Here is a 26,597-nt window from a genome sequence, read left to right on the forward strand (position 1 = left end):
TCACTCCTTCGACCGCACCCGGATGCCGCTGAGCGGCACGGTCACCGCACCGGAGGGGTCGGTGAAGAAGTCGTTGCCCTTGTCGTCGACGACCACGAAGGCGGGGAAGTCCTCGACCTCGATCTTCCAGATCGCCTCCATGCCGAGCTCGGGGTACTCCAGCACCTCGACGCTCTTGATGCAGTCCTGCGCGAGCCGCGCCGCCGGCCCGCCGATCGAGCCGAGGTAGAAGCCGCCGTGGGCCTCGCACGACTCGGTCACGACCTTCGACCGGTTGCCCTTGGCCAGCATCACCATCGACCCGCCCGCGGCCTGGAACTGCGCGACATAGGAGTCCATGCGCCCCGCCGTCGTCGGCCCGAACGAGCCCGACGCCATGCCCTCCGGGGTCTTGGCCGGCCCGGCGTAGTAGACGGCGTTCTCGCGCAGGTACTCCGGCATCTCCTCGCCGGCGTCCAGCCGCTCCTTGATCTTCGCGTGCGCGATGTCGCGTGCCACGACCAGCGGCCCGGTGAGCGACAGCCTCGTCTTCACCGGCAGCTCGGTCAGCGTCGCCAGGATCTCGCTCATCGGCCGGTTCAGGTCGATCTCGACGACGTCGTCGGAGAGCCGCTCGTCGGCGGCCTCCGGCAGGTACTGCGCCGGGTCGGTCTCCAGCTGCTCGAGGAAGACGCCGTCCTTGGTGATCTTGCCGAGCGCCTGCCGGTCCGCCGAGCACGACACCGCGATCGCGACCGGGCAGGAGGCGCCGTGGCGGGGGAGGCGCACGACGCGCACGTCGTGGCAGAAGTACTTGCCGCCGAACTGCGCCCCGATGCCGAACTCCTGGGTCAGCCGGTGCACCTTCTCCTCGAGGTCGACGTCGCGGAAGCCGTGCGCGCTCATCGACCCCGACGTCGGCAGGGCGTCGAGGTAGTGGGCCGAGGCGTACTTCGCGGTCTTCAGCGCGAACTCCGCGCTCGTGCCGCCGATGACGATCGCCAGGTGGTACGGCGGGCACGCGGCCGTGCCGAGCGACCGGACCGTCGAGTCGAGGAACTCCAGCATGCGCTTCTCGTTCAGCACCGCCTTCGTCTCCTGGTAGAGGAAGGACTTGTTCGCCGAGCCGCCACCCTTGGCCATGAAGAGGAACTTGTACTCCGGGTCGGACCCCGCGGTCCCGGGCGTCGCGTACAGCTCGATCTGCGCCGGCAGGTTGGTGCCGGTGTTCTTCTCCTCCCACGTCGTGATCGGCGCGAGCTGGGAGTAACGCAGGTTCAGCTTCGTGTACGCGTCGTGCACCCCGCGGCTGATCGCCTCACCGTCGTCGACCCCGGTCAGCACGCCCTCGCTCTTCTTGCCCATGACGATGGCGGTGCCGGTGTCCTGGCACATCGGGAGCACGCCGCCGGCGGAGATGTTGACGTTCTTCAGCAGGTCGGTGGCGACGAACCGGTCGTTGCCGCTGGCCTCGGGGTCGTCGATGATCCGGCGCAGCTGCGCGAGGTGCGCGGGCCGCAGGTAGTGGGCGATGTCGTGCATCGCCTCGGCGGTGAGCAGCCGGATCGCCTCGGGGTCGACCTGCAGGAAGGTGCGGCCGTCGACCTCGAGCGTCCGGACGCCCTCGGTCGTCAGCAGCCGGTACGGCGTCTGGTCGGGCCCCAGGGGGAGCAGGTCGGAGTAGCGGAACTCAGGGGCCTCGGGTGCAGCGCTCACGCGCACACCGTAGTGCCACGCGGCGGCCCCTCAGGCCTCCGGTGATTCCGGTGAGAAGGAGGACGCTCGCGGCACCAGCTCGACCGGCACCGTGACGTGCCGCTCGGGCAGCTCCTCGCCCCGGAGGAGGCGTACGACCTGCCGCGCGGCGAGCGTGCCCTGCGCCGCGACGTCCTGGCGCACGGTGCTCAGCGACGCGACCCCGGCGAACGGGTGGTCGTCGACGCCGACGAGCGACATCGTGTACGGGAACGTCTGGTTGCGCGACCGCAGCCCGAGGAAGCAGCCGAACGCCACCTCGTCGGAGTGCACGAAGGTGCCGGTGGGCGGGGCGGGCGCGTCGAGCAGGCGGAGCACCGCCTCCTTGCCGCCCTCGAGCCCGAAGGGCACGTCGATCTCGATGCCGGGGTCGATCTCGAGCCCGGCCGACTCCAGGGCCTGCCGGTAGCCCTCGCGACGTTCGCGGTCGGCCTGCCAGATCTGTCCCTCGGCGTCGAGCGTGGCGATCTGTCCGATGCGCCGGTGGCCCAGGTCGATCAGGTGCTGTGTCGCCAGCCGGCCGACCTCGCGGTCGTCGATGCTGACCGAGGGGTAGTCCAGGAGACGGTTGCCGGCGGTGACCACGTGCATCCCGAGCAGAGCGAGACGCTCGGCCTCCGCCGGCAGCATCGGCTGGGTCACCACGAGGACCGCGTCGGCCTTGCGGCGCGCGGGCAGGTCGGCGAAGAACTCGTGGCGGGCGTCGCTGCCGTCGATCTGGTAGAGCAGCACGTCGAGCTGGTTGGCGCGCAGCTCGTGCTCGATGGCCGCGAGGAGCGTGGAGTAGAACCACAGGTCGGCCGAGGTCACCACCACCGCGACGCGGCCGGTGGACTTGCGGGCCAATCCCGAGGCCTCGGGGGAGACGACGTAGTTGAGCCTCTCGGCCACCTCACGGACGCGTTGGCGCGTCGCGTCGCTGACCCCGGGGCGCCCGGAGAGGGTGCGCGAGACGGTGGCGATGGAGACCTTCGCGGCACGGGCGACGTCGTACATCGAAGCGGTGGTGGGCTGGTCGTTCACCGAGTCTGACCTCCTGCGCGTGGGTGGACGCGCGCTAGCGTGCGGTCATGTCACCGCTTGCGCCATCAAACCGCCCCGCGTACGGCACGGCAACCGCTTCCTACCAAGTCGAGGGCGGTCTCGATACCGGCGGCCGGGGTCCGTCCATCTGGGACACCTTCGCCGCACGCCCCGGCGCGGTCGTCGACGGCAGCGACGGGTCGACCGCCTGCGCGTCATGGTTCCGCCCCGAGGACGACCTCGACCTCGTCGCCGGGCTGGGTGCGGCGCTCTACCGCTTCTCCGTCGCCTGGCCCCGCATCCAGCCCGACGGCACCGGTCAGGCCCTGGCTGCGGGCCTGGACTACTACGACGCCCTCGTCGACGGCTGCCTCGCCCGCGGCATCGCGCCGATGGTCACGCTCTACCACTGGGACCTGCCCCAGGCGCTCGAGGACGCCGGCGGCTGGCTCGCGCGCGACACGGCCGAGGCGTTCGCGGCGTACGCGTCCCTGGTCGCGGAGCGGCTCGGTGACCGGGTCGAGGCCTGGGCCACGTTGAACGAGCCGTGGTGCTCGGCCTACCTCGGCTACGCCGCCGGCGTGCACGCACCCGGGCGTACGCTCCACGGCCGGGCCCACGTCGCGGCCCACCACCTCAACCTGGCGCACGGTCTGGGGGCCCAGGCACTGCGGGCCGGCCTGGGGGAACGGGCCGAGGGGCGCGTCGGGGTGGTGCACAACCTCGCGCCGGTCCGGCCCGAGGACGGCTCCGACGCGACGGTCGCGGCCGGCGACGCGGTCGACGCGATCCGCAACCGGGTGTGGACTCATCCTCTGGTGCACGGCGCGTACGACGAGGGACTGCTGCGGGTGGCCCCCGAGCTGACCGATCCGGCCGTGGTGCGCGACGGCGACCTCGCCCTGCTGCACGGGTCGGCGGACTGGATGGGGATCAACTACTACACACCTGTCCGGGTCGCCGCCGCCGAGGACCAGGACTCGGCCGACGCCGGGAGCACCGACCCCTCGCCGTTCCCCGGTGCGCCGCCGCTGCTGCTGCCCGAGCCCGCGCCGGTCACCGACATCGGTTGGGAGATCGACGCGACCGGTCTGCGCGACGTGCTTCTCGAGGCGCACGAGCTCTCCGGCCTGCCGCTGGTCGTCAGCGAGAACGGTGCGGCGTGCGCCGACCCGGTCGGTGAGGACGGCGTCGTGCACGACGAGGACCGCATCGACTACCTCCGAGACCACGTCGCCGCGGTGGACGAGGCGATCGAGGCCGGTGCCGACGTCCGCGCGTACCTGCTGTGGACCCTGCTCGACAACTTCGAGTGGGCCGAGGGCTACACCAAGACGTTCGGCATCGTCCACGTCGACCGCTCCGACGAGGAGCTGCGGCGTACGCCGAAGGACTCCTACCGCTGGTACGCCGAGCACATCGCCCGGCGCACCAGCGGCAGCTGAGTCGGGGTGGTCAGCCCTTGACCGAGCCGGCGAGCAGGCCGCGCACGAAGTAGCGCTGCAGGCTGAGGAACACGATCAGCGGCACGATCAGGGAGACGAACGCGCCCGCGCTCAGCAGGAAGTAGTCCTCACCGCGCTGACCCGCCAGGCTCGACAGCGGCACGGTCAGCGGTGCGACGGCCTGGTTGCCGCCGGAGAACACGAGTGCGACGAGCAGGTCGTTCCACACCCACAGGAACTGGAAGATGCCGAACGCGGCGATGGCGGGCGCCATCAGCGGCAGCATCATGCGGGTGAAGATCTGCACGTGGCCCGCGCCGTCGACACGGGCCGACTCGATCAGCTCGCCGGGGATCTCCCGCATGAAGTTGTGCAGCAGGTAGATCGCCAGCGGCATCGCGAAGATCGCGTGGGAGAGCCAGATCGCGTAGAAGCCGCCACCGAGGGCGTCGTTGCCGCCCAGGGGGGCGAGGTTGCCGGGCGGGTTGACGTAGAACTGCTGCAGCGGGATCAGCGTGACCTGGATCGGCACGATCTGCAGCGCGAAGACCGCCACGAACAGCGCGCTCTTGCCCTTGAAGTCCATCCACGCGAACGCGTACGCCGCCATCGTGGCCAGCGTGATCGGGATGATCACCGCGGGGATCGTGATGATGAACGAGTTCACGAAGTACGTCGACAGGTTGAAGTCGCCACCCGAGGACAGCACCTGGCGGTAGTTGTCGAGGGTGACGTTCGGGTCGGTGAAGAAGGTCCACCAGCCCGAGCTGTTGATGTCGGACGCGGGCCGGAACGACGTGATCAGCAGACCCGCGGTCGGCAGCGTCCACAGGATCGCGATGAGGATGGCCAGGATCGACCCGACCCTGCCCGTGAGCGACCGCTGGGCCTGGGCGAAGCCGCTCGGACCGGCGGGGGGCTTGCCGTTGCCGCTGCCACCGTCGGCGTCGTCCTGCAGCTGCTGCTCGTCGCCCAGCGGTGCGGCGGTGGGGGTGCTGGTGCTCATCGTGCCTCCAGTCGGCGGAACTGCCGGACGTTGTAGAAGATGATCGGGATCACCAGGACGAAGATGACGGTCGCCAGAGCGGTGGCCAGTCCCTGGTTGTTGGCGACGAAGAACTGGCGGTAGAACTCGTACGCCAGCACCGAGGTGTCGAACTGGCCGCCGACGGTCTGCACGATGTCGAACACCTTCAGTGTCGCGATGCTGATCGTGGTGAGCACGACGATGAGAGCCGGACGGATGCTCGGCACGGTGATGTGGCGGAACATCTTCACGCCGGAGACGCCGTCGAGGCGCGCGGCCTCGATGATGTCCTCGGGGATCGCCTTGATGGACGCCGAGAGGATCACCATGGCGAACCCGGCCTGGATCCAGATCAGGATGACGATCAGGAAGAACGTGTTCCACGGTGGTGAGGTCAGGAACTGGAAGGTGGGGAGTCCGACGCCGTCGAGCATCGCGTTGAGCAGACCGATCTGCGCCGGGTTGCTGCCGTCGGCCAGCGTCACGTCGTTGTCGCGGTAGGCGTAGACGAACTTCCAGATGATGGTGGCGCCGACGAGCGAGATCGCCATCGGCAGGAAGACCAGCGCCTTCGCCTGCTTCTCGAAGCGGGAGCCGTCGACGAGCACGGCGTAGATCAGACCGATGAAAGTCGCCAGCAGCGGTGTCAGCAGCACCCAGAACAGCGTGTTGCGGAGCACCACCAGCAGGTCGGGGTTGGTGATGATCGTCTGGTAGTTCTCGGTGCCCACGAAGTTGGTGCCGAAGGAGTCGAACAACGACTGGTAGATCGTCTTCAGCGCCGGGTAGAGCAACCCGAAGGCCACCAGGAGCACGGCGGGCAGCAGGAAGGCGGCGGCCTGCAGCCGCTCGCCGGAACGGTTCTTGAAACGGCTGCTCAGCAGCAGGATGGCACTCATCAGCGCGATGAAGAGCGCGATCGCGATGCCCATCTGCAGGAACTTCTCGGGAGTGCTCATCGTCTCGCTTTCACGGGAGAGCCGGTAGTGAGGGGTGCTGACGTACGCGGTGCCGGGGCCGGCGGTGTGCCGGGCCCCGGCACCGCGTCCGTGGAGGAGTCAGCCGTCGGTCAGCTGGTCGGCCACGACTCCTCGATCTGGGTGAGGGCGTCACCGGTGCTCTTGCCGGTGATCCAGTCGGTCATCTGCGTCCAGAACGAGCCGGCGCCGACGGCGCTGGGCATCTGGTCGGACCCGTCGAAGCGGAACACCGCGTTCGGGTCCTGCAGCGTCTCGGCGCTCAGCACGTCGATCGGGCTGTTCAGCAGGTTGATGTCGAGGCCGGTGTTGGCGCTGACCCAGCCGCCGTCCGGGGTGGCCTCGGCCTTCTCGTTGGCCCAGATGTCCGAGGACAGGTAGGTCTGGAACGCCTGCACCTCGGGACGGTCGTCGAAGGCGAGGACGAACTCGCCGCCGCCGAGCACCGGACGCTCGCCGTTGTCCTGCGTCACCGGGAGGTAGAACGCGAACACGTCGCCGTCCTCGGCGACGACCGGGGCGTTGCCGCCCTCGGCGCTCGGGGCCGAGGCCCACTGCGCGGCGTAGAACGACGCCTGACGCATCATCGCGCAGTTGTCGGACAGGATCGGGTAGCCGGCGTCCTGGAAGGACGTGGACGCGATCGAGCGCACGTCGCCGAAGCCGCCGTTGACGAAGTCGCCGTTCTTCAGGATGCCGCCGACACGGTCCAGGGAGTCGGCCACGGCCTGGTCGTCGAAGGGGACCTCGTGGTTGACCCACTGGTCGTAGAAGTCGGCGCCCTGGTCGCGGAGGATCGCGTCCTCGAGCCAGTCGGTGACCGTCCAGCCGGTGGCCGTGCCGGACTCGATGCCCGCGCACCACGGCTTGGTGCCGGACTGGGCGATCTCCTCGCTCAGCGCGGTCATCTCGTCCCAGGTCTCGGGGATCTCGTAGCCGTTCTCCTCGAAGAACGACGGCGAGTACCACACGAACGACTTGACGTTCGCGCCGAGCGGAGCGGCGTAGAAGGTGCCGTCGACCGTGCCGTACTCCCGCCAGATCTCGGGGAAGAACTCGTCGACGTTGTCGGAGACCGGCTGCGGTGCCGGCACGGTCTGGCCGGTGGCGACCATCGTGTTCACAAGGCCGGGCTGCGGCACGTAGGCGATGTCGGGGGCGTTGCCGCCGCGGACGCGGACGGAGAGCTGGGTCTCGAACTCCTGGCTGCCCTCGTAGGCGACCTCCGCGCCGGTGCACTCGGTGAACAGCTCGTACGACGCCTGCTGGGCGTCGGACTCGGGCTGCACGATCGAGGTGAAGACACGCACCTCGGTGCCGGTGAGGTCACCGAACTGGGTGAGCTGGGAGCACTCGGCCCGGCCCTCGCCGGGAGAGGTGCCGGAGGCGGTCTGGGTGCCGCCGGTCTCCTCCGACGCGCAGCCGGTGAGGGCGATCGCGGAGACAGCGAGCGCCGCGATGCCGGTGAGGCCGCGGCGGGAGCGTGCAGAGCGCATAGGTAGGGGATGCCTTCCTGATCGGATCGGACTCGTCATGCGTGACGAAAGACTGTTTCTAGTGCCAGCGCGGCTGTGATGCAAGGCACAAGGCAACGGTTCCATTACATGCGACGAAATCGAGACACGACACGGCCCTCCGTCTGATCCGGCCCTGGTCAGGCGCCGACGCACGATCTACAGTGACCCCGCTCACGTACGCTCGAGCAGCTTCACGACGAATCTCTACGACGGATCGTCCGGCACGTTCCTGCCGGTGGAGGGAAGTGACGCAGATGGCGTCGATCACGTTCACGAAGGCCCAGCGCTGGTACCCCGGCGCGGACACCCCGGCGGTGCCGGGGATCGACCTGGAGATCGCCGACGGCGAGTTCATGGTGCTCGTCGGCCCGTCCGGCTGCGGCAAGTCCACGACCCTGCGCATGCTCGCGGGGCTGGAGGAGGTGACCGACGGCTCGATCCACATCGGCGACCGTGAGGTCACCCGGCTGCCTCCCAAGGACCGCGACATCGCGATGGTGTTCCAGAACTACGCGCTCTACCCGCACATGAGCGTCGCCGACAACATGGGCTTCGCGCTGAAGATGGCCAAGGTGCCGACCGACGAGCGGGAGAAGAAGGTCAAGCACGCCGCGGAGCTGCTGGGCCTCACGGACTTCCTCGACCGCAAGCCCAAGGCCCTCTCCGGCGGCCAGCGCCAGCGCGTCGCGATGGGCCGCGCGATCGTGCGCGAGCCGCAGGTCTTCTGCATGGACGAGCCCCTCTCGAACCTCGACGCCAAGATGCGCGTGCAGACCCGCACCGACATCGCCAAGCTGCAGTCCGACCTCGGCATCACCACGGTCTACGTCACCCACGACCAGGTCGAGGCCATGACCATGGGCGACCGCGTCGCGGTGATGAAGCTCGGCGGGCTGCAGCAGGTCGACACGCCGCTCAAGCTCTACGACCGGCCGTGCAACCTGTTCGTCGCCGGCTTCATCGGCTCCCCGCAGATGAACCTGCTCGAGGGCAAGGCGGCCGACGGTGAGGTCATGTTCGGCGAGTACCGCGTGCCCGTCGACCCCACGGCGGCGAAGAAGATGAGCGGCGCGGTGACGGTCGGCGTACGCCCCGAGAACTGGCGCGTGGTCTCCGAGGGCGAGGGCCTGCCGGTCAAGGTCACCGTCGTCGAGGAGCTCGGCGCCGACGCCTACGTCTACGGCTCCAACGACGTCGAGGGCGTCCCCAGCAACATCATCGTGCGCACGCAGGGCCGGCACACCCCGGCCAAGGGCGAGACGATCTGGGTCACCACCGACACCGACCACGTCCACGTCTTCGACACCGACACCGGTGAGCGGCTCAGCGACTGACGCGGACGCCTTCGAGGCGCGACTCGACCTGGTCCGGGCGGACCTCACCGAGGCGCTGACGGCGGTCTACGGCGAGGACCCGGGCCTCGTCGAGGCCGTCGTCGGCGACGCGCGCTCGGCGATGGCGTCGCGCTCGCAGGCACTGCGGCGGCTCGACCGCCGCCGCGAGATCGATCCGACCTGGTTCCTGGCGCAGGACGTGGTCGGCTACGTCTGCTACGCCGACCGGTTCGCCGGCGGGCTGAGGGGTGTCCGGGAGCGGCTGGGCTACCTCGAGGAGCTCGGCGTGCGCTACCTGCACCTGATGCCCTTGCTGCGGCCGCGCGAGGGGGAGAACGACGGCGGGTACGCGGTCGTCGACTACGACGCCGTCGACCCCCGCCTCGGTGACATGGCCGACCTGGAGGCACTGGCCGCCGACCTGCACGAGCGCGGCATGGCCCTGTGCGTCGATCTCGTGCTGAACCACACCGCCCGTGAGCACGCCTGGGCCCGGGCGGCGCTGGCCGGCGACCCGACGTACCGCGCCTACTACCGCTTCTTTCCCGACCGCACCGTGCCGGACGCGGTCGAGGCGACCGTGCCCGACGTGTTCCCCGACATGGCACCCGGCAGCTTCACCCACCTGCCCGAGACCGACGAGTGGGTCTGGACGACCTTCCACGAGTTCCAGTGGGACCTGAACTGGGAGAACCCCGCGGTGTTCCGCGCGATGCTCGGCGTGCTCCTGGGGCTGGCCGGTCACGGGGTGGACGTCGTACGCCTCGACGCGGTGCCGTTCCTGTGGAAGCGGCTGGGCACCGACTGCCAGAACCAGCCCGAGGCGCACCGCATCCTGCAGGCGCTGCGCGCGGCCGTCCGCCTGGCCGCGCCGGGCCTGGTGCTCAAGGCGGAGGCGATCGTCGGGCCCGACGAGCTCGTGCCGTACCTCGGCGGTCACGAGGTCGAGCGTCCCGAGTGCCACCTGGCCTACGACAACCAGCTGATGGTGATGCTGTGGAGCTGCCTGGCCACGCGCGACACCGCGCTGGCACGCCAGGCGCTGCGCCGACGGCGCGACGTCCCGGCGGGCACGGGATGGGTGACCTACGTGCGCTGCCACGACGACATCGGCTGGGCGGTCGCCGACGCGGACGCCTCGGCCGTCGGCCTGGACCCGGCCGCACACCGGGCGTTCCTGGCGGCCTACTACGGCGGCCGGCACCCGGGCGGCTTCGCGCGAGGGGTCGATTTCGGCAGCAACCCGACCTCGGGGGACGTGCGTACGTCAGGCTCCGCCGCCGCCCTCGCGGGCCTGGTCGACGCCTGCGAGACCGGCGACACCGCCGCCGAGGCCGCGGCGCTGGACCGCATCGAGCTGTTGTACGCGGTCGCGTACGCCCACGGCGGCATCCCGCTGCTCTACATGGGCGACGAGCTGGCCTCGGTCGGCGACCCGCACTGGGCCGAGGACCCCGACCACGCCGACGACAACCGGTGGCTGCACCGTCCGTCCATGGACTGGGAGGCCGCGGCCCGACGACACGAGCCGGGCACCGCCGAGACCCGGCTCTTCGCCTCGTTGCAGCGGCTCGCCCGGGCCCGGGCAGCCACCGAGGCGTGCCGCTCCGACGGGCGTACGCGGGTGCTCGAGGTCGCCGACCGCCACGTGCTCGCCTTCGTCCGCCGCCATCCCCGGTCGCGCCCGCTGCTGGTGCTGGCCAACTTCTCCGACGCCCCGAGCAGTGTCGAGGGCTCGGTGCTCGCCGAGGCCGGTGTCGGGGGAGACGACGCGCTGCGTCGTCGCGACCGCGAGGAGCCGCTTCCGCGGGACGCCACGGGTGCCCTCGTGCTGCCCGCCTGGGGCTACGTCTGGGTCGGCGGCTGAGCCGCGACCGCGCACGACCCCGGGCCCTCGGACGCCTAGGGTGGTCGTCGTGGCGGACCGGGACGACTCACAGCTGCGCGTCGGTCACGCGGAGCGCGACGAGGTGGCCGAGCAGCTGCGGCTGGCCGCCGGTGACGGCATGCTCGACCTCGAGGAGCTCGAGGAACGGCTGGAGGCTGCGCACGCGGCCCGCACCCGGGCCGACCTCGCGCGGCTGGTGGTCGATCTCCCGCCCGCGCCGGCGATGCCGGGCGCCGTGGAGCGTGCGCCCGGCGCGGACGTGGCGAACCGGTCGAACCCGGGTGTGCTCGACGCCGACGAACGCTGGCGTGACGGAGCGCTCGTGCTGCGTACGGTCATGGGCGACTGCTCGCGTCGGGGGGTCTGGGTCGTGCCCGCCCGCATCTGGGCGCGGTCGGTGATGGGGTCGGTGACGATCGACCTGCGCGAGGCCGAGCTGGGCCGGCGCACGGAGATCGAGGCCCAGGCCACCCTCGGCGACGTCACGGTGCTGGTGAACTCCTCGACGCGGGTGGAGATCGTGGGGCGTGGTGTGCTCGGTGACTTCACCGAGGGCCGCGCGACGGTCGCGGCGCGCCTGCGCGGGGACTCCCCGGTGGTCGTCGTCACCGGGCGTGCGGTGCTCGGCTCGGTCACGGTGAAGCGGCGCGGCATGCCGGGGGAGCTCCGGAGGATGCTGCTCGGCCGCTGAGCGGGGCTGCGCACGCGTACGTGTCCCTCGTCACGGGCACGGTCCCTGCATGCAGCAGCTCTCGGCCCTGGACGCGCAGTTCCTCAACGTCGAGGACGCGGTGACCACCGGCCACGTCGCGACCCTCACGATCGTCGACCCGGCGACGGCGGCGGATCCCGAGGGCTGGGGGCTCGATGTCGTCCGCGACGTGCTGGAGCCGCGCCTCCCGCTGGCCGCGCCCTTCCGGCAGAAGCTGGCGGAGGTGCCGCTCGGGCTGGGGCGCCCGTACTGGATCGAGGACGACCAGTTCGACATCGAGTACCACCTCCGCGCCGTCGCACTACCTTCGCCGGGCACGGACCGCATGCTGGCCGAGCAGGTCTCCCGCATCCACGCCCGGCCGCTGGACCGGCGCCGGCCGCTGTGGGAGGCGTACGTCATCACCGGCCTCGAGGACGGTCGCGCCGCCTTCTACTGCAAGATCCACCACGCGGCGATCGACGGCGTCTCGGGCGAGGAGCTGCTCGAGCAGATCTTCGACGTGACGGTGGAGCCTCGAGAGGTCGAGGTCGAGCCGGCCGCGGGGGAGCGCCGCCCGGGCGCGCCCCGGCTGCTGCGCAAGGGCCTGTGGTCGCTGGCGACACGTCCGCTGGACCTCGCGCTGACGCTGCCGCGGGAGCTGCCGTATCTCGCGAGCATCCCGGGCCTGCAGCAGGTGCCCGGCGTCAGGGCGTTCTCGGGCGTGGCCGGTGTCGTCGGTCGGGTCCTCGGCGCCGACCCGCTGCCGACCCGGGGGTCGGTGCAGGTGCCCGACACCCCGCTCAACGGCCCGATCACCCCGCACCGGCGTTTCGCGTTCGGCTCGGTGAGCCTGGCCGACGTCAAGCGCGTGAAGGACGCGTACGGCGCGACGGTCAACGACGTGGTGATGACGATGACCGCTGCCGCGCTGCGGCGCTGGCTGCTCGACCACGATGCGCTGCCGCGGGTCCCGCTGGTGGCCGCGGTGCCGGTCTCGGTGCGCGGGGACGACGAGGGCGGGGCGGACGGCGGCAACCAGGTCTCGGTGATGCTGGCGCGGCTGCCCACCCACCTGCGCGACCCGCGCGAGCGGCTGGAGTTCATGCGCACCGCGATGGAGGAGGCGAAGGCGAGCTTCGAGCCGATGCCGGCCTCGGTCCTCACCGATCTCGCCCAGACGCTCCCGACGGCGCTCAACGGACTGGCCGCGCGCACCGTCTTCAGGCTGGGCATGCAGCTGACCGGCCTGCCGTTCAACCTCTTCGTCTCCAACGTGCCGGGGCCGCAGGCCGAGCTGTTCGTGGCCGGTGCCCAGGTGCAGGGGATCTACCCGGTCTCCGCCATCAGCGACCTGTCCGGCGCGCTGAACGTGACGCTGTTCAGCTACGACGGCGCGATCGACTTCGGGCTCATCGCCGACCGGTCCCGGATGCCGGACGTGTGGCAGGCCATCGACTACCTGCGCGAGGCGCTGCAGGAGCTGCTGGACACCCTCGACTGACCAGCCGGCGTCAGGCCTGGTCAGGCCTGGTCAAGCCTGGTCAGGCCGCACGGTCGGCCGTGCGGCGGATCGCCTCGACGAAGCGCGGCCACAGCGGCCGCGGGTTGTCGTGACCCATGCCGTCGACGGTGAGCAGCTCGGCGCCGTGGACGGCCGAGGCGGTGGCACGACCGCCGCTGATGTGCACCATCGGGTCCTGCAGCCCGTGCACGACGAGGGCCGGCATGCGCAGGGAGCGCAGCTCGACGGTGCGGTCGGGCTGGGTGAGCACCGCCATCATCTGGCGCAGCATGCCGCCGGCGGACCAGCCGTGGTCCCAGGTGTCCCCGGCGCGCGCCCGCACCTCCTGCTCGTCCTGGGGGAAGCCGGGGCTCATGATCAGGCGCCACATCGGCACCGAGCCCTCGACGTACGCCTCGCGGTCGCTGCCCCGGTTGCTCAGGAACATGGGCAGCAGTCGCGGGTGCTGCCAGCCCACGGTGCGTCTGCCGGTGGAGGAGGAGATCGAGGTCAGCGAGCGGACCCGCTCGGGGGCGCGGAGCGCGAGGGTCTGGGCGATCATGCCGCCCATCGAGACGCCGACGACGTGGGCGGAGGCGAAGCCGAGGTGGTCCATCAGCCCGAGGGTGTCGCCGGCCATGTCGTCCAGCGTGTACGGCGTGCTCACCGGGCGGCCGAGGAAGGCCGCGATCATCTTCGACCGCGTGACCCGGCCGCGCATCCGCGTGGACCCGCCGATGTCGCGGTTGTCGAACCGCACCACGAAGAAACCGGCCGTGGCGAGCTGCGCGCAGAAGTCCTCGTGCCACCACAGCATCGGGCCGCCGAGTCCCATCACCAGCACCAGCGGCTCGTCCTCGGGGTCGCCGAACGTCTGGTAGCACAGCTCCATCGAGGTGCTCAGCGGCGCGAGGAGCTGGGCGGACCGCGGCACCTCGGCGAGAGTGGCGCCGCCGTCGGTGTCCTCGGTCATCCGGCAGGCTCCTCTGGACGTACGGATGTCGCGCTTCTGGGTCGCGGGGCTCGTACCCCGATCGTGACCACAACTGTGCGCATATGACGTTTGACACAGCGTCCGCCGACCTAGTGTGACGTACATGGCAATTGGTGAGTTCCTGCTGCCGGAGGGCTTCGAGGCCCCCCGGGGCCTGCGCACGCTGGGCCGCGAGGCCTCCGTGCTGCCCGAGGCCGGCCGCTGGGCGCGGCAGACCGCCGCCGAGCGCTGGAACGACCGCTCCCGCCCGTACGTCGGGCCCGACCGCAGCCGCAGCAACGCACCGGTCCTCCTCATCCCGGGCTTCCTGGCCGGCGACTCGAGCCTGACCGCCATGAGCCACCACCTGCGGCGTCGGGGCTACCGCACCTACCGGGCGCAGATCCACGCCAACGTGGGATGCACCCTGGCCTCGGCGGACCGCCTCGAGCGGCGCCTGGAGGCCATCGCGCTGCGGCGTGAGCAGCGCGTGACGATCGTGGGTCACTCCCTGGGAGGCATGCTGGCCCGCGGACTGGCCGCGCGCCGTCCCGACCTCGTCGAGGGCATCGTGACGATGGGCAGCCCGATGGTCGCGCCGGGAGCCGCCCACACCGTGCTGCAGATGGCCACCGGCGTCTTCAGCGGCCTGTCCGCCGCGGGCCTGCGCGCGGTGATGAGCGCCGACTGCCTCCGTGGTGAGTGCGCGAAGGAGTCCTACCGCCTCTCCCAGGTGCCGCTGGCCGACGACCAGGGCTTCACCGCCATCTACTCCAAGCGTGACGGGGTCGTGGACTGGCGCGCGTGCCTCGGCGACAGCGACCACACCGTGGAGGCCACCTGCAGCCACATCGGCATGGCCGTCGAGCCGCAGGTCATGAGGATGGTCGAGGCAGCGCTGGCCGAGCACGCCCGGCGTCGGCGCACCGCCCTTCCCGCACAGCACGCCACCGCGGGCTGAGCCTGCTCGATAGTCCCGCGGACACGCTCAGCCGCACGGCCACTCGCCGAGCTCGCTGAGACGCGGCGGATCGGCACCGGGCCGGGTGACGGTCACCGCGGCGGCGGTCGCCGCGGAGGTGAGCACCCGGCGTACGGTCTGCTCCTCGCGGTGCCAGGCGTCGGTGCCGAGCCTGTCCTCGGCCAGCAGGGCGCAGACCAGGGCCGCGCTGAACGTGTCGCCGGCGCCCACGGTGTCGGCCACGGTGGCCGGCGGCGCCGGCACCGAGACGGTGAGGTCGGCGGCGTACGCGGTCGCGCCGTCCCCGCCCCGGGTGAGCACGGCCAGGCGCGTACGACCGCCGACCAGGGAGGCGGCGAGCTCACCGGGATCACGGCCGGGCGCGAGGTGCTCGCAGTCCTCGTCGCTGAGCTTGACCAGGTCGGCGCGGGCGGCCCAGGAGCGTACGTCCGCGAGGGCCGCGTCGCGGTCGGTGACGAACGTGGGGCGCACGTTCGGGTCGTAGGAGACGAGCACGTCGGAGCGGGCGGAGGCCTCCTCGACCAGTGCCCGCACGGCGTCCCGGCCCGGCGCGAGCGTCGTGCCGAGAGAGCCGACGTGCAGCGCTGCGACGTCGGGCAGAGTCGTCGGCTCCAACGACCAGTCGAGGTCGAAGTCGTAGGTCGCGGCGCCGTCGGGACCGACCGTGGCGACCGCGCTGGACGTGCGTCCGGACGCCGGGGCGGAGGCTCGTACGTCCACGTCGGACGCCACGGCGTGACTCCGCAGCAGCTGACCGCGGCCGTCCTCCGCCAGCTGGGTCACCAGCGTCGTGGTGACACCCAGGCGGGCGGCCGCGACGGCCACGTTCAGGCACGAGCCGCCGGCCCGCTCGGAGTGCTCGCCGTCGGCGGTGTGCAGGACGTCGACCAGCGCCTCGCCGACGACCAGCAGGCTCACGGCCGGTCCGCGGCGTACGCCTGGAGCTTGCCCAGCTGGTGCTGGGAGCGGATGGAGCGGATCGTGCCGCTGCGCGAGCGCATGACCAGGGAGTGGGTGGAGGCGCCGGCGCCGTGGTAGCGGACGCCCTCCATCAGCTCGCCGTCGGTGATGCCGGTGGCGACGAAGAAGCAGTCGTCGCCCGCGACGAGGTCGTCGGTGCCGAGCACGTGGTCGGGGTCCAGGTCGTGGCCCGCGTCCAGGGCCCGCTGGCGCTCCTCGTCGTCCTTGGGCCACAGCCGACCCTGAATGACGCCGCCCATGCACTTCATCGCGCAGGCGGTGATGATGCCCTCGGGGGTGCCTCCGATGCCGAGCAGCAGGTCGACACCGGTGCCCTCGCGTGCGGCCATGATCGCGCCGGCGACGTCGCCGTCGCTGATGAACTTGATGCGGCCGCCGGCCTCGCGCACCTCGGCGGCGAGCTTCTCGTGCCGGGGACGGTCGAGCATGACGACCACGACGTCCTCCTTGCGCTTGCCCTTGGCCCGCGCCACGGCCTCGACGTTGACGCCGACCGGGTGGCGGATGTCGACGACACCGGCGGCCTCGGGGCCGGCGGCGAGCTTCTCCATGTAGAACACGGCGCTGGGGTCGTACATCGAGCCGCGGGGCGACACGGCGAGCACGGCGATGGCGTTGTTCATGCCCTTGGCAGCGAGGGTGGTGCCGTCGATGGGGTCGACCGCGACGTCGCAGTCGGGGCCGGTGCCGTCGCCGACCTCCTCACCGTTGAACAGCATGGGGGCCTCGTCCTTCTCGCCCTCGCCGATGACGACGACGCCGCGCATGCCGACGGTCGAGATCATCGTGCGCATCGCGTTGACCGCGACCTCGTCGGCGCCGTTCTTGTCGCCGCGACCGGACCAGCGGCCCGACGCCAGCGCGGCGGCCTCGGTGACGCGCACCAGCTCCATGGCGAGGTTGCGGTCGGGGCTGACCGAGGGCACCTCGAGGGAGGGCGGCATGGCGGAGTCGTGCGCGTGGTCGGTCATGCCGCGGACCCTATCCGAGCGCGGGCGGGCCCTGCTGCCTCCGCGCGGGTGGTGCGGAGCGGTCCGCGGGGGGTCGCTCAGGCGTACACGGTGGTCTCGGTGGCCTTGACCGACGCCCACACCGGCGTGCCCGGTGCGAGGCCGAGGTCCGCGGCGGCCGCGGTGGTGACGTCGGCGACGACGGTGGTCGCGAGACCCTCGAGGTCGACCACGACGCGGACGCGCGCCTCCTGCGCGGTCAGCCCGCGTACGCGCCCGGGCCAGCGGTTGCGCACGGAGGAGCCGACCGGCTCGGCGGGGGAGAGGGCCACCGACGCGGCGGCGAACGCCACGATCGAGGGGCCCCGTGCCGGGGTCGCCGTGGCGACCTCGCCACCGCCCTCGAGGCGTACGACGGTGCCCTCGGCGACTCCGCGCATGACGTTCAGGCCCACCAGGCGGGCCACGTGGGGCGTACGCGGGCGGGTGGCGACCTCGTGCGGGCTGCCGACCTGGTGCACGGCGCCCTCGTCGAGGACCACCACGGAGTCGGCGAGGGTGAGCGCGTCGACGGCGTCGTGGGTCACCAGCAGGGTGACGCCGGTGAACTCCCGCAGCCGTCGGGCGAGCTCCAGTCGCAGGCCGGCGGCCGCGCCCACGTCGAGGGCGCCCATCGGTTCGTCCAGCAGCAGCACGCGCGGGTCGGTCACCATGGAGCGGGCCAGCGCCACCCGCTGCGCCTGGCCGCCCGAGAGGGCGTCGGGACGCCGGGCCGCGAGGTCGGCGAGGTCGACGCGCTCGAGCCACGCGTACGCCTGCTCGCGCGCCGCCCCCCTCGCGACGCCGCGGCTGCGCAGCCCGAAGGCGACGTTGTCGAGGGCGCTGAGGTGGGGGAAGAGCAGGCGGTCCTGGAACAGCATCCCGATGGATCGCTGCTGCACGGGACGGTCCGTCCAGTCCTCACCGTCGACGCGCACGGTGCCCTCGGCGCGGACGAGGCCGGCGACGACATGGAGGAGGGTGGACTTGCCGGCGCCGTTGGGTCCGACGACGGCGACGGTCTCACCGGGTGCGAACGCGAGCTGGGCGCGCAGCCGTCCCGCGACCTCGACGCCGAGCTCGATACCGGGCGCTCCGTCGGCGGTCACGGGGCGCCCAGCCAGCGCGTACGCAGCGCCGCGAGGACACCGATCGACACCGCCAGCAGCAGCAGGCTGAGAGCCCTCGCGGCGGCGGGGTCGGCCTGCAGCGCCGTGTAGATCAGCGACGGCATCGTCTGGGTGGTGCGCGGGAAGTTGCCGGCGAAGGTGATGGTCGCGCCGAACTCGCCGAGGGAGCGGGCCCAGGCGAGCACCAGTCCCGCGCCGATGCCGGGTCCGACCATGGGCACGGTGACCGCGGTGAACGTACGCAGGCGGGAGGCGCCGAGCGAGGCGGCCACCACGTCGTACGCGGGCCCCCGGGCGCGCAACGCCCCCTCGACGCTGAGCACGAAGAACGGCAGCGCGACGAAGGTGTGGGCCAGCACCACGGCCACCGAGGTGTACGGGATCGTCAGCCCGCTGGCCTCGCGCAGCGGGTCACCCAGCAGCCCCGTGCGTCCGAACGCCGTCAGCAGGGCGACTCCCGCGACCACCGGTGGGAGCACGAGGGGGACGAGCACCAGCGCCCGCAGCAGTCGACGGCCCGGGAAGTCGACCCGGGCCAGCACCCACGCCAGCGGCAGTCCGAGCACCAGGCACAGACCCGAGGCGACGAGTGAGGTGACCACCGACAGCCGCAGTGCTGCCAACGTCAGCGGGTCGGTCAGCAGGTCCGGCAGGTCCTGCCACGGCGAGTCCGCCACGAGTGCGACCAGGGGGACCACCAGAAAGGCCGAGGCCAGGACGGCGACCGCGAGCAGGACGCCGGGCGGACGTCCGAGGCGCGCGGTCACGGGGTGTCGAAGCCCGCGTCGCGGAGCACGTCCCGGCCGGGGGCGGACTGCAGCAGCTCGATCCACCGTGCGGCGAGGTCGTTCGCCTCGGCCTGGGCCAGCACGGCCACCGGGTAGCTCGTGATCAACGACTCCGCACCCGCGAGGTCGAGGACCTGCACCTGGTCGCCGGCGGCGAGGGCGTCGGTGGCGTACACGATGCCGGCGTCGGCCTCGTCCGCGGTGACCTTGGCGAGCACGGCCTTCACATCGACCTCCTGGCTCGCGGCGTCGGCGTCGACGCCGGCGACCTCCAGGGCCCGTGCGGCGAGGTCGCCACAGGGAGCGCTGGGGACGCACACGACGTAGTCGACGTCCTCGCGAGCCAGGTCCTCGACACCGCGGACCCCGCCCGGGTTGTCCGCCGGGGTGACCAGCACGAGCCGGTTCTCGGCGAAGACCGTCGGCGTCCCCGTGACGGCGTCGGCGGCGACGGCGTCCTCCATGGTGCGCTCGTCGGCGGTGGCGAGCACGTCGGCCGGCGCGCCCTCGGCGGCCTGGGTCGCGAGCGTCGCCGAGGAGTCGAACGCGAACGTCACGGTGACGCCGGGGTTGTCGGCCTCGAACTGCTCACCGAGTGCGTCGAACACCTCGGTCAGGGAGGCGGCGGCCAGCACGGTCAGCTCCTGCGACCCGCTTGCGGGCTCCGAGGCGCCGGAGGCGTCGGTCGGCCCGCCGCAGGCGGTCAGGGCCGGAGCGGCGGCGAGCAGGGCGACGGCCAGCGCGGTGCGTACGCGCCTCACGGGACCTCCACCACCACGGACGTCGACTTGACCGACGCGACCGCGCGCACCCCCGGCCGCAGGCCCAGCTGCTCGACGGCCTCGGTGCTCATCAACGACACCACGCGGTAGGGGCCGCACACGAGCTCGACCTGCGACATCACGGCGTCGCTGGTGACTTTCGCGACGAGTCCCTCGAAGCGGTTGCGGGCGCTGACCGCGTCGGCGCGGACCTCCTCGGGGGTGCCCGTGGCGGATCGGCCGCGCTCGAGGGCCAGGGCGGCCAGGTCGGGGCCGGGGACCACGGTCCGTCCCGCCGCGTCCTCCGCCGACGGCAGCCGGCCGCCGTCGATCCAGCGGCGGACGGTGTCGTCGCTGACGCCCAGCAGGCGGGCGGCCTCGGAGACTCTGAACGTGGTGTCGGCGCGCATGGGGCAACTATTGCCGCATCTGCGCCCCGTGACAATCAAAGGCGACGCATTCGCGGACAAGTGACGGATCGTGTCCGGCACGTCACTGGGGCCGCGGCGCATCGTTTGCGACGATGGTGGCGTGAGCAGCACCCAATCCGGAGCGGGGAACGAGCCGACCGGCCGCCCCGGCCGCTACCAGCGCAGTGTCAGCGGGCTCGTCGGCGCCATGATCATCCTGGTGCTGGCGGTGCTGGTGTTCATCGGCTTCCGCGGCATCGTGCGTGACAACCCGGACGCGCCGCCGCTGCGCGCGATCGCCTACGGCCAGGTGCTGCAGCCTGCCGCCGAGCAGACCGGCTGGCCCGTGGCCGCCCCCGCATCGCTGCCGCAGGGCTGGATCGCCACGTCGGTGCGGTGGGAACCGCCGGCGGGAGCCAACTGGCACCTCGGGCTGCTCACCTCCGACGAGGAGTACGTGGGTATCGAGCAGAGCGCCTCGACCACCGATGCGATGGTGGAGGAGTTCGTCGGCGAGGACGCACAGCGATCGGGCAGCGTCGAGCTCACGGAGCCCCAGGACACCCTCGGGTCGACGGGGGACTCGCCCGGCGCGGCGACGACGCAGTGGCAGCGTTGGACGGGGTCGGACGGGGACGTCGCGGTGACGACCCGGGTCGGTGAGCAGACCCTGCTCGTGGTCACGACGGGCACCGAGGAGCAGCTGCGCAGCGTCGTGGACTCGCTGCGGCTGACCGGTTGACGGACTGACCTGCCGACGGGCGCTCAGTCGTGGTCGGTCAGTCGTCGGTGTCGAGCACGGCATCGAGTCGGCGGCGGGCCCCGTCGAGGTGGTCCTGGCAGATGCGGGCGAGCCGCTCGCCCTGCTCCCACAGGGCGAGGCTCTGCTCCAGCGTCGTGCCGCCCGCCTCGAGCGCACGGACGGTCTCCACCAGCTCCTCGCGGGCGGCCTCGTAGCTCGGCAGCTGCTCCGCAGACTGCTCGGCCTCGGCCTCGGCCCCTGTGGTCGCGGTCGTCTCGGCGTCAGTCATCGGCGGGCCTTTCGTCGGCTGCGGAGGGGGAGGTCTCGTCAGGGCGTACGCGCGTGGTCGTGGCGTCCAGGCGGCCCCGGGCGAGTCGGATGTCGAGGGGGGCGTCGACCGGCACGTCGGCCGCGTCGAGCACGACCTCACCCCCGGGGCGCTGGACGACGGCGTAGCCGCGCTCGAGCGTCGCCAGCGGTGAGAGGGCGCGGACGCGCGCGAGACCGTGCGCGAGGTCGCTCTCGGCGCGGTCGAGCCCGTGGCGCAACACGCGGCGCGCCCGGTCGCGCAGACCGTGGACGCCCTCGAGCCGCTCGGTCAGACCGTCGCGCGGGTCGGCGAGGACCGGCCGCGACCTGATGTCGACGAGCCGACGTCGCTCCGCGTCGACGTGCGCGAGGACGCTGCGACGGGCACGGTCGCGCAGTCCCGCCACGAGGTCGAGCTGCTCGGCGACGTCGGGCACCACCCGCTTGGCGGCGTCGGTGGGGGTGGCGGCGCGCAGGTCGGCGACCAGGTCGAGCAGGGGGTTGTCGGACTCGTGCCCGATAGCCGAGACCAGGGGCGTACGGCACGCGGCGGCGGCGCGGACGACGGCCTCGTCGGAGAACGCCAGCAGGTCCTCCATGGAGCCGCCACCCCTCGCGACCACGATGACGTCGACGGTCGCGTCGGCGTCGAGCCGCTCGATCGAGGCGATCACGCCGGGTGCGCAGCCGGGGCCCTGCATGGGTGCGTACGCCGCCTGGATGCTCACGCCCGGCCAGCGGCGCCGCGCGACCTCGACCACGTCCTTCTCCGCGGCGCTGCCGCTGGCGGTGACCAGCCCGACCCGGCGGGGCAGGAAGGGCAGCCGGCGCTTGCGGGCCAGGTCGAAGAGACCCTCGGCGGCGAGCAGCTGACGGCGTCGCTCGAGCCTCGCCAGCAGCTCCCCGACACCGACCATGCGGATCTCGCGCGCCTGCAGCGAGAAGCTGCCCCGCGGCGCGTAGTAGCTGGGCTTGGCCTGCACCACCACCGAGGCGCCCTCCACGAGCGGCGTCGCGAGCGAGTCGACGACGCCGCGGGAGGCCGTCACCTGCACCGAGACGTCAGCCACGGAGTCGCGCAGCGTCAGGAAGACCGTCTGCGCCGCCGCCCGTCGACTGATCTGCGCGACCTGGCCCTCGACCCACACGACTCCCAGGCGGTCGATCCATCCCTGCACGGCCAGCGCGACCGAGCGCACCGGCATCGGGGCGTCGGCGGAGGTCTGGTTCGGCACGTCCCGCACCTTAGGCGCCCCCTCCGACAGACGTCGCCCGATGAGCGGCTGGGACGCCCCACGCGGGCCTCCTACGATAGGGACATGACGACCGACCTGGGCATGCCTCCCGTCCTGCAGGCCGACGAGGCGGACCGCGCCGTGCGGCTCGCCGCCCCGCGCGGCTACTGCGCCGGTGTCGACCGTGCGGTGATCACGGTGGAGAAGGCGCTCGACCTCTACGGCGCGCCCGTCTACGTCCGCAAGCAGATCGTCCACAACAAGCACGTGGTGGCGAATCTCGAGGAGCGCGGCGCGATCTTCGTCGAGGAGCTCGACGAGGTGCCCGCGGGCGAGACGGTCGTCTTCTCCGCCCACGGTGTCTCTCCCGCGGTGCACGCGCAGGCGCAGGAGCGCGAGCTGAAGACCATCGACGCGACCTGCCCGCTGGTCACCAAGGTGCACCACGAGGCGCGTCGTTTCGACAAGGACGGCTACGACATCCTGCTGATCGGTCACGAGGGCCACGAGGAGGTCGAGGGCACCTGGGGCGAGGCGCCGGTCGCGATCCAGCTGGTGCAGGGCCCCGAGGACGTGCCCGGCATCGAGGTGAAGGACCCGACGCGGGTCGCGTGGCTCTCGCAGACCACGCTCAGCGTCGACGAGACGATGGAGACGGTGCGGGCGATCCGCGAGCGTTTCCCCGACCTGCTCGACCCGCCCAGCGACGACATCTGCTACGCGACGCAGAACCGGCAGCTCGCCATCAAGCAGATCTCCGCCGACGCCGACCTGGTGATCGTGGTGGGCTCGGGCAACTCCTCGAACTCCGTACGCCTCGTCGAGGTCGCGCTGGAGGCGGGAGCGAAGGCCGCCTACCGCGTGGACGACGCGAGCGAGATCGACGAGGGCTGGCTCGAGGGCGTCGACGTGGTCAGCGTGACCTCCGGCGCCTCGGTGCCCGAGGACCTCGTCGAGGGTGTGCTCGCCTACCTCGCCGAGCGCGGCTACCCCGACGCCAGAGCGGTGCAGGCCGCCGAGGAGTCGCTGATCTTCGCGCTCCCGCCGGAGCTGCGCCGCGACCTGCGCGCCGCGGGCAAGGAGTAGGGACCACGGCGATGGCGCGCTATCTCGACGTGCACCCCGACAACCCGCAGCGCCGCACCATCGACCAGGTCGTGGGGTTGCTGCGGGACGACGCACTGATCGCCTATCCCACCGACTCCTGCTACGCGCTGGGCATGCAGCTGGGCAACCGGGACGGCCTGGAGCGTCTCAAGCGCATCCGCGACCTCGACGACAAGCACCACTTCACGCTGGTCTGCCGCGACTTCGCCCAGCTGGGCCAGCTGGTGCACGTCGACAACGCGGTCTTCCGCGCGGTGAAGGCGGCCACGCCGGGGCCGTACACGTTCATCCTGCCCGCCACCGGTGAGGTGCCGAAGCGCCTGATGCACCCCAAGAAGCGCACGGTGGGCGTACGCATCCCCGAGCACACCGTCGTCCACGCACTGCTGGACGCGCTGGGGGAGCCGCTGCTGTCCTCCACCCTGCTGCTGCCCGGGGACGAGGAGCCCCTGGTTGACGGCTGGGAGATCAAGGAACGGCTCGACCACCAGGTCGACGCGGTCATCGACGCCGGCGAGACCGGGCGGGAGCCGACGACCGTGGTCGACTTCTCCGACGGCTACGCCGAGGTGCTGCGGGTGGGGGCCGGGGACCCCGACAGGTTCGCCTGAGCGTCGGCCTCGTTCGCCTGGTCGACTGCGGCGAGCGTCTCGGCGCCGACGGCCTCGACCGCGTCGTCGTACGCCGCGACGAGGTCGCCCTGCACGTCGACCGGCGGAGGGAGCTTGCCGGCGGGCGGCATCAGCGCGGGCAGGGCCAGCACGCGACGGCGGACGGCGAGCACGACCAGCGTCAGCCCTTGTGCCCACAGCGTGGCCTCACCGCGGTCGGCGAGACCGACGATCGCGGCCTGCAGCACGTTGTCGTCGGCGCCCGAGAGCGCCTGCGGTGCGAGCAGGGCCACCTCGAGCGTCGTGCTGAGGACGAGCAGCGGCGGCAGCACGGCGACCCAGAAGAACTCGCGGGGGCGGACGGCCAGTGCGGCGACGAGGCTGATGGGGACCAGGCAGACGTCGAAGAAGAACGACAGGCGGCCGGTCATCAGGAGGTCGAGGGCCACCACCAGCAGCGTGACGGCGATCGTGGCGAGGACCACGTCGCGGCCCTTCATGCGGCCCTCGGACCACAACGTCGGCGGGTGGTCCGGCCCGGGTGGGGTCCGCGGCGACGCGACGTGCTGCCACGCGGGGGCTCCCGGCACGGTGCTGGTCACGCGCTCACCGTAGAGTCGCCCGGCCCGTCGGCCTCGGCGCCGCGCCGTGAGGGCAGGCCGCCGGATCGACGCGACAGCTCCTCGAGATCCTCCTCGGCGGGGGCGACGGCCGCGAGCAGCTCGTGTGCGGCCAGGGGCCGGGGGGCGTCCTCGAGCGTGCGGACGGCAGGCAGCTCGGCGTCCTGACCGACGGCCCCGAGCTCGCTGAAGCGGCGGGCGGTGACGAGCACCCGCGACTCCAGCGCCCCCACGTGCGCGTTGTAGGCCGTGACCGCGGCACCCAGGGACCGGCCGAGCTTGTCGAGGTGCCCGGCGGCGGTGCCGAGGCGGTCGTGCAGCTCCTGGCCGAGGCGCTGCACCTCGTGGGCCTGCTCGGCCAGGACCTCCGTGGTCCAGGCGTGGGCGACCGTCCGCAGCAGCGCGATCAGCGTCGTCGGGGTCGCCAGCACGACCTTGCGCTGCGCCGCCTCCTCGAGCAGCTGCGGCTCGACCTCGAGCGCGGCGGCGAGGAAGGACTCACCGGGCACGAAGAGCACGACGAACTCGGGCGTGGTCGGCTGGGCCTTCCAGTACGTCTTGCTCGAGAGCTGGTCGACGTGGGTGCGCAGCTGTCGCGCGTGGCGGCGCAGGTGCGCCGCGATCTCCTCCTCGTCGTCGGCGGCACCCGCGTCGAGGAAGGCGTCCAACGGCACCTTGGAGTCGATCACGACGTGCTTGCCCCCCGCGAGGTGGACGACGAGGTCGGGCCGCAGGGCTCCCGCACCTGCCCCGTCGCCCTCGGCTGCACCGCCGAGCGTGGCCTGCTCGGAGAAGTCGCAGTGGGCCGACATGCCGGCTGCCTCCACGGTGCGCCGCAGGTGCATCTCGCCCCAGCGCCCCCGCACCTGCGGCTTGCGCAGTGCCGTGGAGAGCGCCGTGGTCTCCCGGCGCAGGGAGTCGGTCGAGCGGCGCACCTCCTCGACCTGCGAGCGCAGCTGCGACTGCCACGACACCCGCTGCTCGCCCAGCTCACGGACCGAGGCGTCGAGGCGGGCGAGACCCTCGGCGAGCCGGGCCTGGCCCTCGGCGCGGTCCAGCAGGTCGCTGCGCAGCGTGTCGTCGCGGGCGGTGTCGCGGCGACGCAGGAGCGCCCACACGGCACCCGAGAGCGCCCCGAGCGCGAAGGCGAGGACTGCGACGAGCAGCAGGACCGGCAGGGTCGAGTCGGGCATGCACGGCACGATGCCGCAGACCACCGACACTTCTGTGCCCCCGCGCGCCGTAGCCTGCCGTCATGGCCGATCTCGTTCTCACCGTCCTCGGCGAGGACCGTCCCGGGCTCGTCCAGGCGGTCTCCGCCCCGGTCGAGGCGTGCGGCGGCTCCTGGCAGCGCAGCCAGCTGACCAGGCTGGCCGGCAAGTTCGCGGGTGTGGTCCTGGTGTCGGTGCCCGACGACCGGGTCGGCGAGCTGGAGGCGGCGCTGCCGCGCCTCGCCGAGCAGGGGCTCGAGGTGCGCGCCGAGCCCGCCGGGGGATCAGAGGCCCACCGTGGATCCGCCGGCGAACCCCGGGGTGCGACGCTGCGGCTGCAGCTGCTCGGCGACGACCGTCCTGGCATCGTCGCCGAGATCTCCGCGGTCCTGGCCGCCCGCGGTGTCGGCATCGACGAGATGGAGACCGACGTCCGTGAGGCGCCGATGGCCGGCGGGATGCTCTTCGAGATCGACGCGACCCTGTCGCTCCCGCCTGCCGGCGACGCCGCCGACGCCGAGGACGTACGCGCCGCCCTCGAGGAGGTCGCGGGCGAGCTGATGATCGACCTCACCCTGACGCCACCGGGCCCGGTGTGAGCCCTGCTG

Annotated in this window: 26 protein-coding genes; 10 read left to right on the plus strand and 16 right to left on the minus strand. The window is 72.2% G+C overall.

Annotated elements, in window-relative coordinates:
• Together KLP28_11920 and KLP28_11925 are read right to left on the minus strand one after the other, a co-directional pair.
• On the minus strand, window positions 1-1,653 hold the full coding sequence (locus KLP28_11920) for a fumarate hydratase (GenBank protein ID QWC86958.1): 1,653 nt from the start codon (window positions 1,651-1,653) through the stop codon (window positions 1-3).
• A gap of 72 nt (window positions 1,654-1,725) precedes the next feature.
• Window positions 1,726-2,757, minus strand: coding sequence for a LacI family transcriptional regulator (locus KLP28_11925; protein QWC84285.1), 1,032 nt, complete (start codon window positions 2,755-2,757; stop codon window positions 1,726-1,728).
• 47 nt (window positions 2,758-2,804) lie between these two features.
• Here KLP28_11925 and KLP28_11930 point away from each other — a divergent pair, with 47 nt between their 5' ends.
• Window positions 2,805-4,202, plus strand: a complete 1,398-nt coding sequence (locus tag KLP28_11930) for a beta-glucosidase (GenBank protein ID QWC84286.1) — start codon at window positions 2,805-2,807, stop codon at window positions 4,200-4,202.
• 10 nt (window positions 4,203-4,212) lie between these two features.
• Here KLP28_11930 and KLP28_11935 read toward each other — a convergent pair whose 3' ends face one another.
• From KLP28_11935 to KLP28_11945, 3 genes are all read right to left on the minus strand, one after another.
• On the minus strand, window positions 4,213-5,208 hold the full coding sequence (locus KLP28_11935; protein ID QWC84287.1) for a carbohydrate ABC transporter permease: 996 nt from the start codon (window positions 5,206-5,208) through the stop codon (window positions 4,213-4,215).
• A complete protein-coding gene (locus tag KLP28_11940) occupies window positions 5,205-6,188 on the minus strand; it encodes a sugar ABC transporter permease (GenBank protein ID QWC84288.1) in 984 nt (327 codons plus the stop codon). The genes KLP28_11935 and KLP28_11940 overlap by 4 nt, the downstream gene beginning before the upstream one ends.
• 110 nt (window positions 6,189-6,298) lie before the next feature.
• Window positions 6,299-7,702, minus strand: a complete 1,404-nt coding sequence (locus KLP28_11945; protein QWC84289.1) for an ABC transporter substrate-binding protein — start codon at window positions 7,700-7,702, stop codon at window positions 6,299-6,301.
• Window positions 7,703-7,977: 275 nt separating this feature from the next.
• Between KLP28_11945 and ugpC the strand changes: the two genes are divergently transcribed.
• From ugpC to KLP28_11965, 4 genes are read left to right on the plus strand one after another with little or no spacing between them, the layout of a single operon-like run.
• Window positions 7,978-9,057, plus strand: a complete 1,080-nt coding sequence (gene ugpC / locus KLP28_11950; protein QWC84290.1) for a sn-glycerol-3-phosphate ABC transporter ATP-binding protein UgpC — start codon at window positions 7,978-7,980, stop codon at window positions 9,055-9,057.
• A complete protein-coding gene (locus KLP28_11955; protein ID QWC84291.1) occupies window positions 9,038-10,924 on the plus strand; it encodes an alpha-amylase in 1,887 nt (628 codons plus the stop codon). The genes ugpC and KLP28_11955 overlap by 20 nt, the downstream gene beginning before the upstream one ends.
• A 49-nt stretch (window positions 10,925-10,973) precedes the next feature.
• Window positions 10,974-11,636 carry a DUF1707 domain-containing protein gene (locus KLP28_11960; GenBank protein ID QWC84292.1) on the plus strand — a complete coding sequence of 221 codons (663 nt, stop codon included), beginning with the start codon at window positions 10,974-10,976 and terminating at the stop codon, window positions 11,634-11,636.
• Between the two features lie 49 nt (window positions 11,637-11,685).
• On the plus strand, window positions 11,686-13,140 hold the full coding sequence (locus KLP28_11965; protein ID QWC84293.1) for a wax ester/triacylglycerol synthase family O-acyltransferase: 1,455 nt from the start codon (window positions 11,686-11,688) through the stop codon (window positions 13,138-13,140).
• A gap of 40 nt (window positions 13,141-13,180) precedes the next feature.
• On the opposite strand, the gene KLP28_11970 is transcribed toward KLP28_11965, so the two are convergent.
• Complete coding sequence (locus KLP28_11970) at window positions 13,181-14,113, minus strand: alpha/beta fold hydrolase (protein QWC84294.1); 933 nt, start codon at window positions 14,111-14,113, stop codon at window positions 13,181-13,183.
• A gap of 124 nt (window positions 14,114-14,237) precedes the next feature.
• On the opposite strand from KLP28_11970, the gene KLP28_11975 reads away from it, so the two are divergent.
• Complete coding sequence (locus KLP28_11975; GenBank protein QWC84295.1) at window positions 14,238-15,074, plus strand: alpha/beta hydrolase; 837 nt, start codon at window positions 14,238-14,240, stop codon at window positions 15,072-15,074.
• 27 nt (window positions 15,075-15,101) lie between these two features.
• Here the strand turns inward: KLP28_11975 and KLP28_11980 are convergent, their stop codons facing one another.
• From KLP28_11980 to KLP28_12005, 6 genes are all read right to left on the minus strand, one after another.
• Window positions 15,102-16,007 (minus strand): carbohydrate kinase, encoded by a 906-nt coding sequence (locus tag KLP28_11980; protein ID QWC86959.1) that lies wholly within the window; start codon window positions 16,005-16,007, stop codon window positions 15,102-15,104.
• 2 nt (window positions 16,008-16,009) lie between these two features.
• Window positions 16,010-17,047, minus strand: a complete 1,038-nt coding sequence (glpX, locus tag KLP28_11985; GenBank protein QWC84296.1) for a class II fructose-bisphosphatase — start codon at window positions 17,045-17,047, stop codon at window positions 16,010-16,012.
• A 77-nt stretch (window positions 17,048-17,124) separates the two neighbouring features.
• A complete protein-coding gene (locus KLP28_11990; protein ID QWC86960.1) occupies window positions 17,125-18,150 on the minus strand; it encodes an ABC transporter ATP-binding protein in 1,026 nt (341 codons plus the stop codon).
• Between the two features lie 20 nt (window positions 18,151-18,170).
• The gene (locus tag KLP28_11995) at window positions 18,171-18,962 is read right to left on the minus strand and encodes an ABC transporter permease (protein QWC84297.1); all 792 of its coding nucleotides are present in this window, start codon (window positions 18,960-18,962) and stop codon (window positions 18,171-18,173) included.
• Window positions 18,959-19,744, minus strand: coding sequence for a molybdate ABC transporter substrate-binding protein (modA, locus tag KLP28_12000; protein ID QWC84298.1), 786 nt, complete (start codon window positions 19,742-19,744; stop codon window positions 18,959-18,961). The genes KLP28_11995 and modA overlap by 4 nt, the downstream gene beginning before the upstream one ends.
• Complete coding sequence (locus KLP28_12005) at window positions 19,741-20,154, minus strand: TOBE domain-containing protein (protein QWC84299.1); 414 nt, start codon at window positions 20,152-20,154, stop codon at window positions 19,741-19,743. Before KLP28_12005 ends, modA begins: the two co-directional genes overlap by 4 nt.
• A 121-nt stretch (window positions 20,155-20,275) precedes the next feature.
• Between KLP28_12005 and KLP28_12010 the strand changes: the two genes are divergently transcribed.
• Window positions 20,276-20,896 carry a DUF4245 domain-containing protein gene (locus tag KLP28_12010; protein ID QWC84300.1) on the plus strand — a complete coding sequence of 207 codons (621 nt, stop codon included), beginning with the start codon at window positions 20,276-20,278 and terminating at the stop codon, window positions 20,894-20,896.
• A gap of 37 nt (window positions 20,897-20,933) precedes the next feature.
• On the opposite strand, the gene KLP28_12015 is transcribed toward KLP28_12010, so the two are convergent.
• Together KLP28_12015 and KLP28_12020 are read right to left on the minus strand one after the other, a co-directional pair.
• Window positions 20,934-21,185 (minus strand): exodeoxyribonuclease VII small subunit, encoded by a 252-nt coding sequence (locus KLP28_12015; protein QWC84301.1) that lies wholly within the window; start codon window positions 21,183-21,185, stop codon window positions 20,934-20,936.
• Entirely contained in the window at window positions 21,178-22,440 is a 1,263-nt protein-coding gene (locus KLP28_12020) for an exodeoxyribonuclease VII large subunit (GenBank protein ID QWC84302.1), read from the minus strand. The genes KLP28_12015 and KLP28_12020 overlap by 8 nt, the downstream gene beginning before the upstream one ends.
• 84 nt (window positions 22,441-22,524) lie before the next feature.
• Here KLP28_12020 and KLP28_12025 point away from each other — a divergent pair, with 84 nt between their 5' ends.
• Both KLP28_12025 and KLP28_12030 read left to right on the plus strand, forming a co-directional pair.
• Window positions 22,525-23,526 carry a 4-hydroxy-3-methylbut-2-enyl diphosphate reductase gene (locus tag KLP28_12025; protein ID QWC84303.1) on the plus strand — a complete coding sequence of 334 codons (1,002 nt, stop codon included), beginning with the start codon at window positions 22,525-22,527 and terminating at the stop codon, window positions 23,524-23,526.
• Between the two features lie 11 nt (window positions 23,527-23,537).
• A complete protein-coding gene (locus KLP28_12030) occupies window positions 23,538-24,158 on the plus strand; it encodes a threonylcarbamoyl-AMP synthase (GenBank protein ID QWC84304.1) in 621 nt (206 codons plus the stop codon).
• Here KLP28_12030 and KLP28_12035 read toward each other — a convergent pair.
• Both KLP28_12035 and KLP28_12040 read right to left on the minus strand, forming a co-directional pair.
• On the minus strand, window positions 24,107-24,760 hold the full coding sequence (locus KLP28_12035; protein QWC84305.1) for a hypothetical protein: 654 nt from the start codon (window positions 24,758-24,760) through the stop codon (window positions 24,107-24,109). The two genes, KLP28_12030 and KLP28_12035, sit on opposite strands and share 52 nt — an antisense overlap.
• Window positions 24,757-25,971 carry a DNA recombination protein RmuC gene (locus KLP28_12040; GenBank protein ID QWC84306.1) on the minus strand — a complete coding sequence of 405 codons (1,215 nt, stop codon included), beginning with the start codon at window positions 25,969-25,971 and terminating at the stop codon, window positions 24,757-24,759. The genes KLP28_12035 and KLP28_12040 overlap by 4 nt, the downstream gene beginning before the upstream one ends.
• A 62-nt stretch (window positions 25,972-26,033) precedes the next feature.
• Here KLP28_12040 and KLP28_12045 point away from each other — a divergent pair, with 62 nt between their 5' ends.
• Window positions 26,034-26,588 carry an amino acid-binding ACT protein gene (locus tag KLP28_12045; GenBank protein ID QWC84307.1) on the plus strand — a complete coding sequence of 185 codons (555 nt, stop codon included), beginning with the start codon at window positions 26,034-26,036 and terminating at the stop codon, window positions 26,586-26,588.
• Window positions 26,589-26,597 lie beyond the last annotated feature (9 nt).

The sequence above is a fragment of the Nocardioidaceae bacterium genome (assembly GCA_018672315.1).
Taxonomy (GTDB): Bacteria; Actinomycetota; Actinomycetes; order Propionibacteriales; family Nocardioidaceae; genus TYQ2.

Excerpts from the sequence above, each read along its gene's own strand:
- KLP28_11945 (QWC84289.1), bottom strand. The coding sequence starts at position 7,702 with ATGCGCTCTGCACGCTCCCGCCGCGGCCTCACCGGCATCGCGGCGCTC.
- glpX (QWC84296.1), bottom strand. The coding sequence starts at position 17,047 with ATGACCGACCACGCGCACGACTCCGCCATGCCGCCCTCCCTCGAGGTG.
- ugpC (QWC84290.1), top strand. The coding sequence starts at position 7,978 with ATGGCGTCGATCACGTTCACGAAGGCCCAGCGCTGGTACCCCGGCGCG.
- KLP28_12005 (QWC84299.1), bottom strand. The coding sequence starts at position 20,154 with ATGCGCGCCGACACCACGTTCAGAGTCTCCGAGGCCGCCCGCCTGCTG.
- KLP28_12040 (QWC84306.1), bottom strand. The coding sequence starts at position 25,971 with ATGCCCGACTCGACCCTGCCGGTCCTGCTGCTCGTCGCAGTCCTCGCC.
- KLP28_12045 (QWC84307.1), top strand. The coding sequence starts at position 26,034 with ATGGCCGATCTCGTTCTCACCGTCCTCGGCGAGGACCGTCCCGGGCTC.
- KLP28_11965 (QWC84293.1), top strand. The coding sequence starts at position 11,686 with ATGCAGCAGCTCTCGGCCCTGGACGCGCAGTTCCTCAACGTCGAGGAC.
- KLP28_11930 (QWC84286.1), top strand. The coding sequence starts at position 2,805 with ATGTCACCGCTTGCGCCATCAAACCGCCCCGCGTACGGCACGGCAACC.
- KLP28_11975 (QWC84295.1), top strand. The coding sequence starts at position 14,238 with ATGGCAATTGGTGAGTTCCTGCTGCCGGAGGGCTTCGAGGCCCCCCGG.
- KLP28_12025 (QWC84303.1), top strand. The coding sequence starts at position 22,525 with ATGACGACCGACCTGGGCATGCCTCCCGTCCTGCAGGCCGACGAGGCG.
- KLP28_12030 (QWC84304.1), top strand. The coding sequence starts at position 23,538 with ATGGCGCGCTATCTCGACGTGCACCCCGACAACCCGCAGCGCCGCACC.
- KLP28_11935 (QWC84287.1), bottom strand. The coding sequence starts at position 5,208 with ATGAGCACCAGCACCCCCACCGCCGCACCGCTGGGCGACGAGCAGCAG.
- KLP28_12015 (QWC84301.1), bottom strand. The coding sequence starts at position 21,185 with ATGACTGACGCCGAGACGACCGCGACCACAGGGGCCGAGGCCGAGGCC.
- KLP28_11970 (QWC84294.1), bottom strand. The coding sequence starts at position 14,113 with ATGACCGAGGACACCGACGGCGGCGCCACTCTCGCCGAGGTGCCGCGG.
- KLP28_11940 (QWC84288.1), bottom strand. The coding sequence starts at position 6,188 with ATGAGCACTCCCGAGAAGTTCCTGCAGATGGGCATCGCGATCGCGCTC.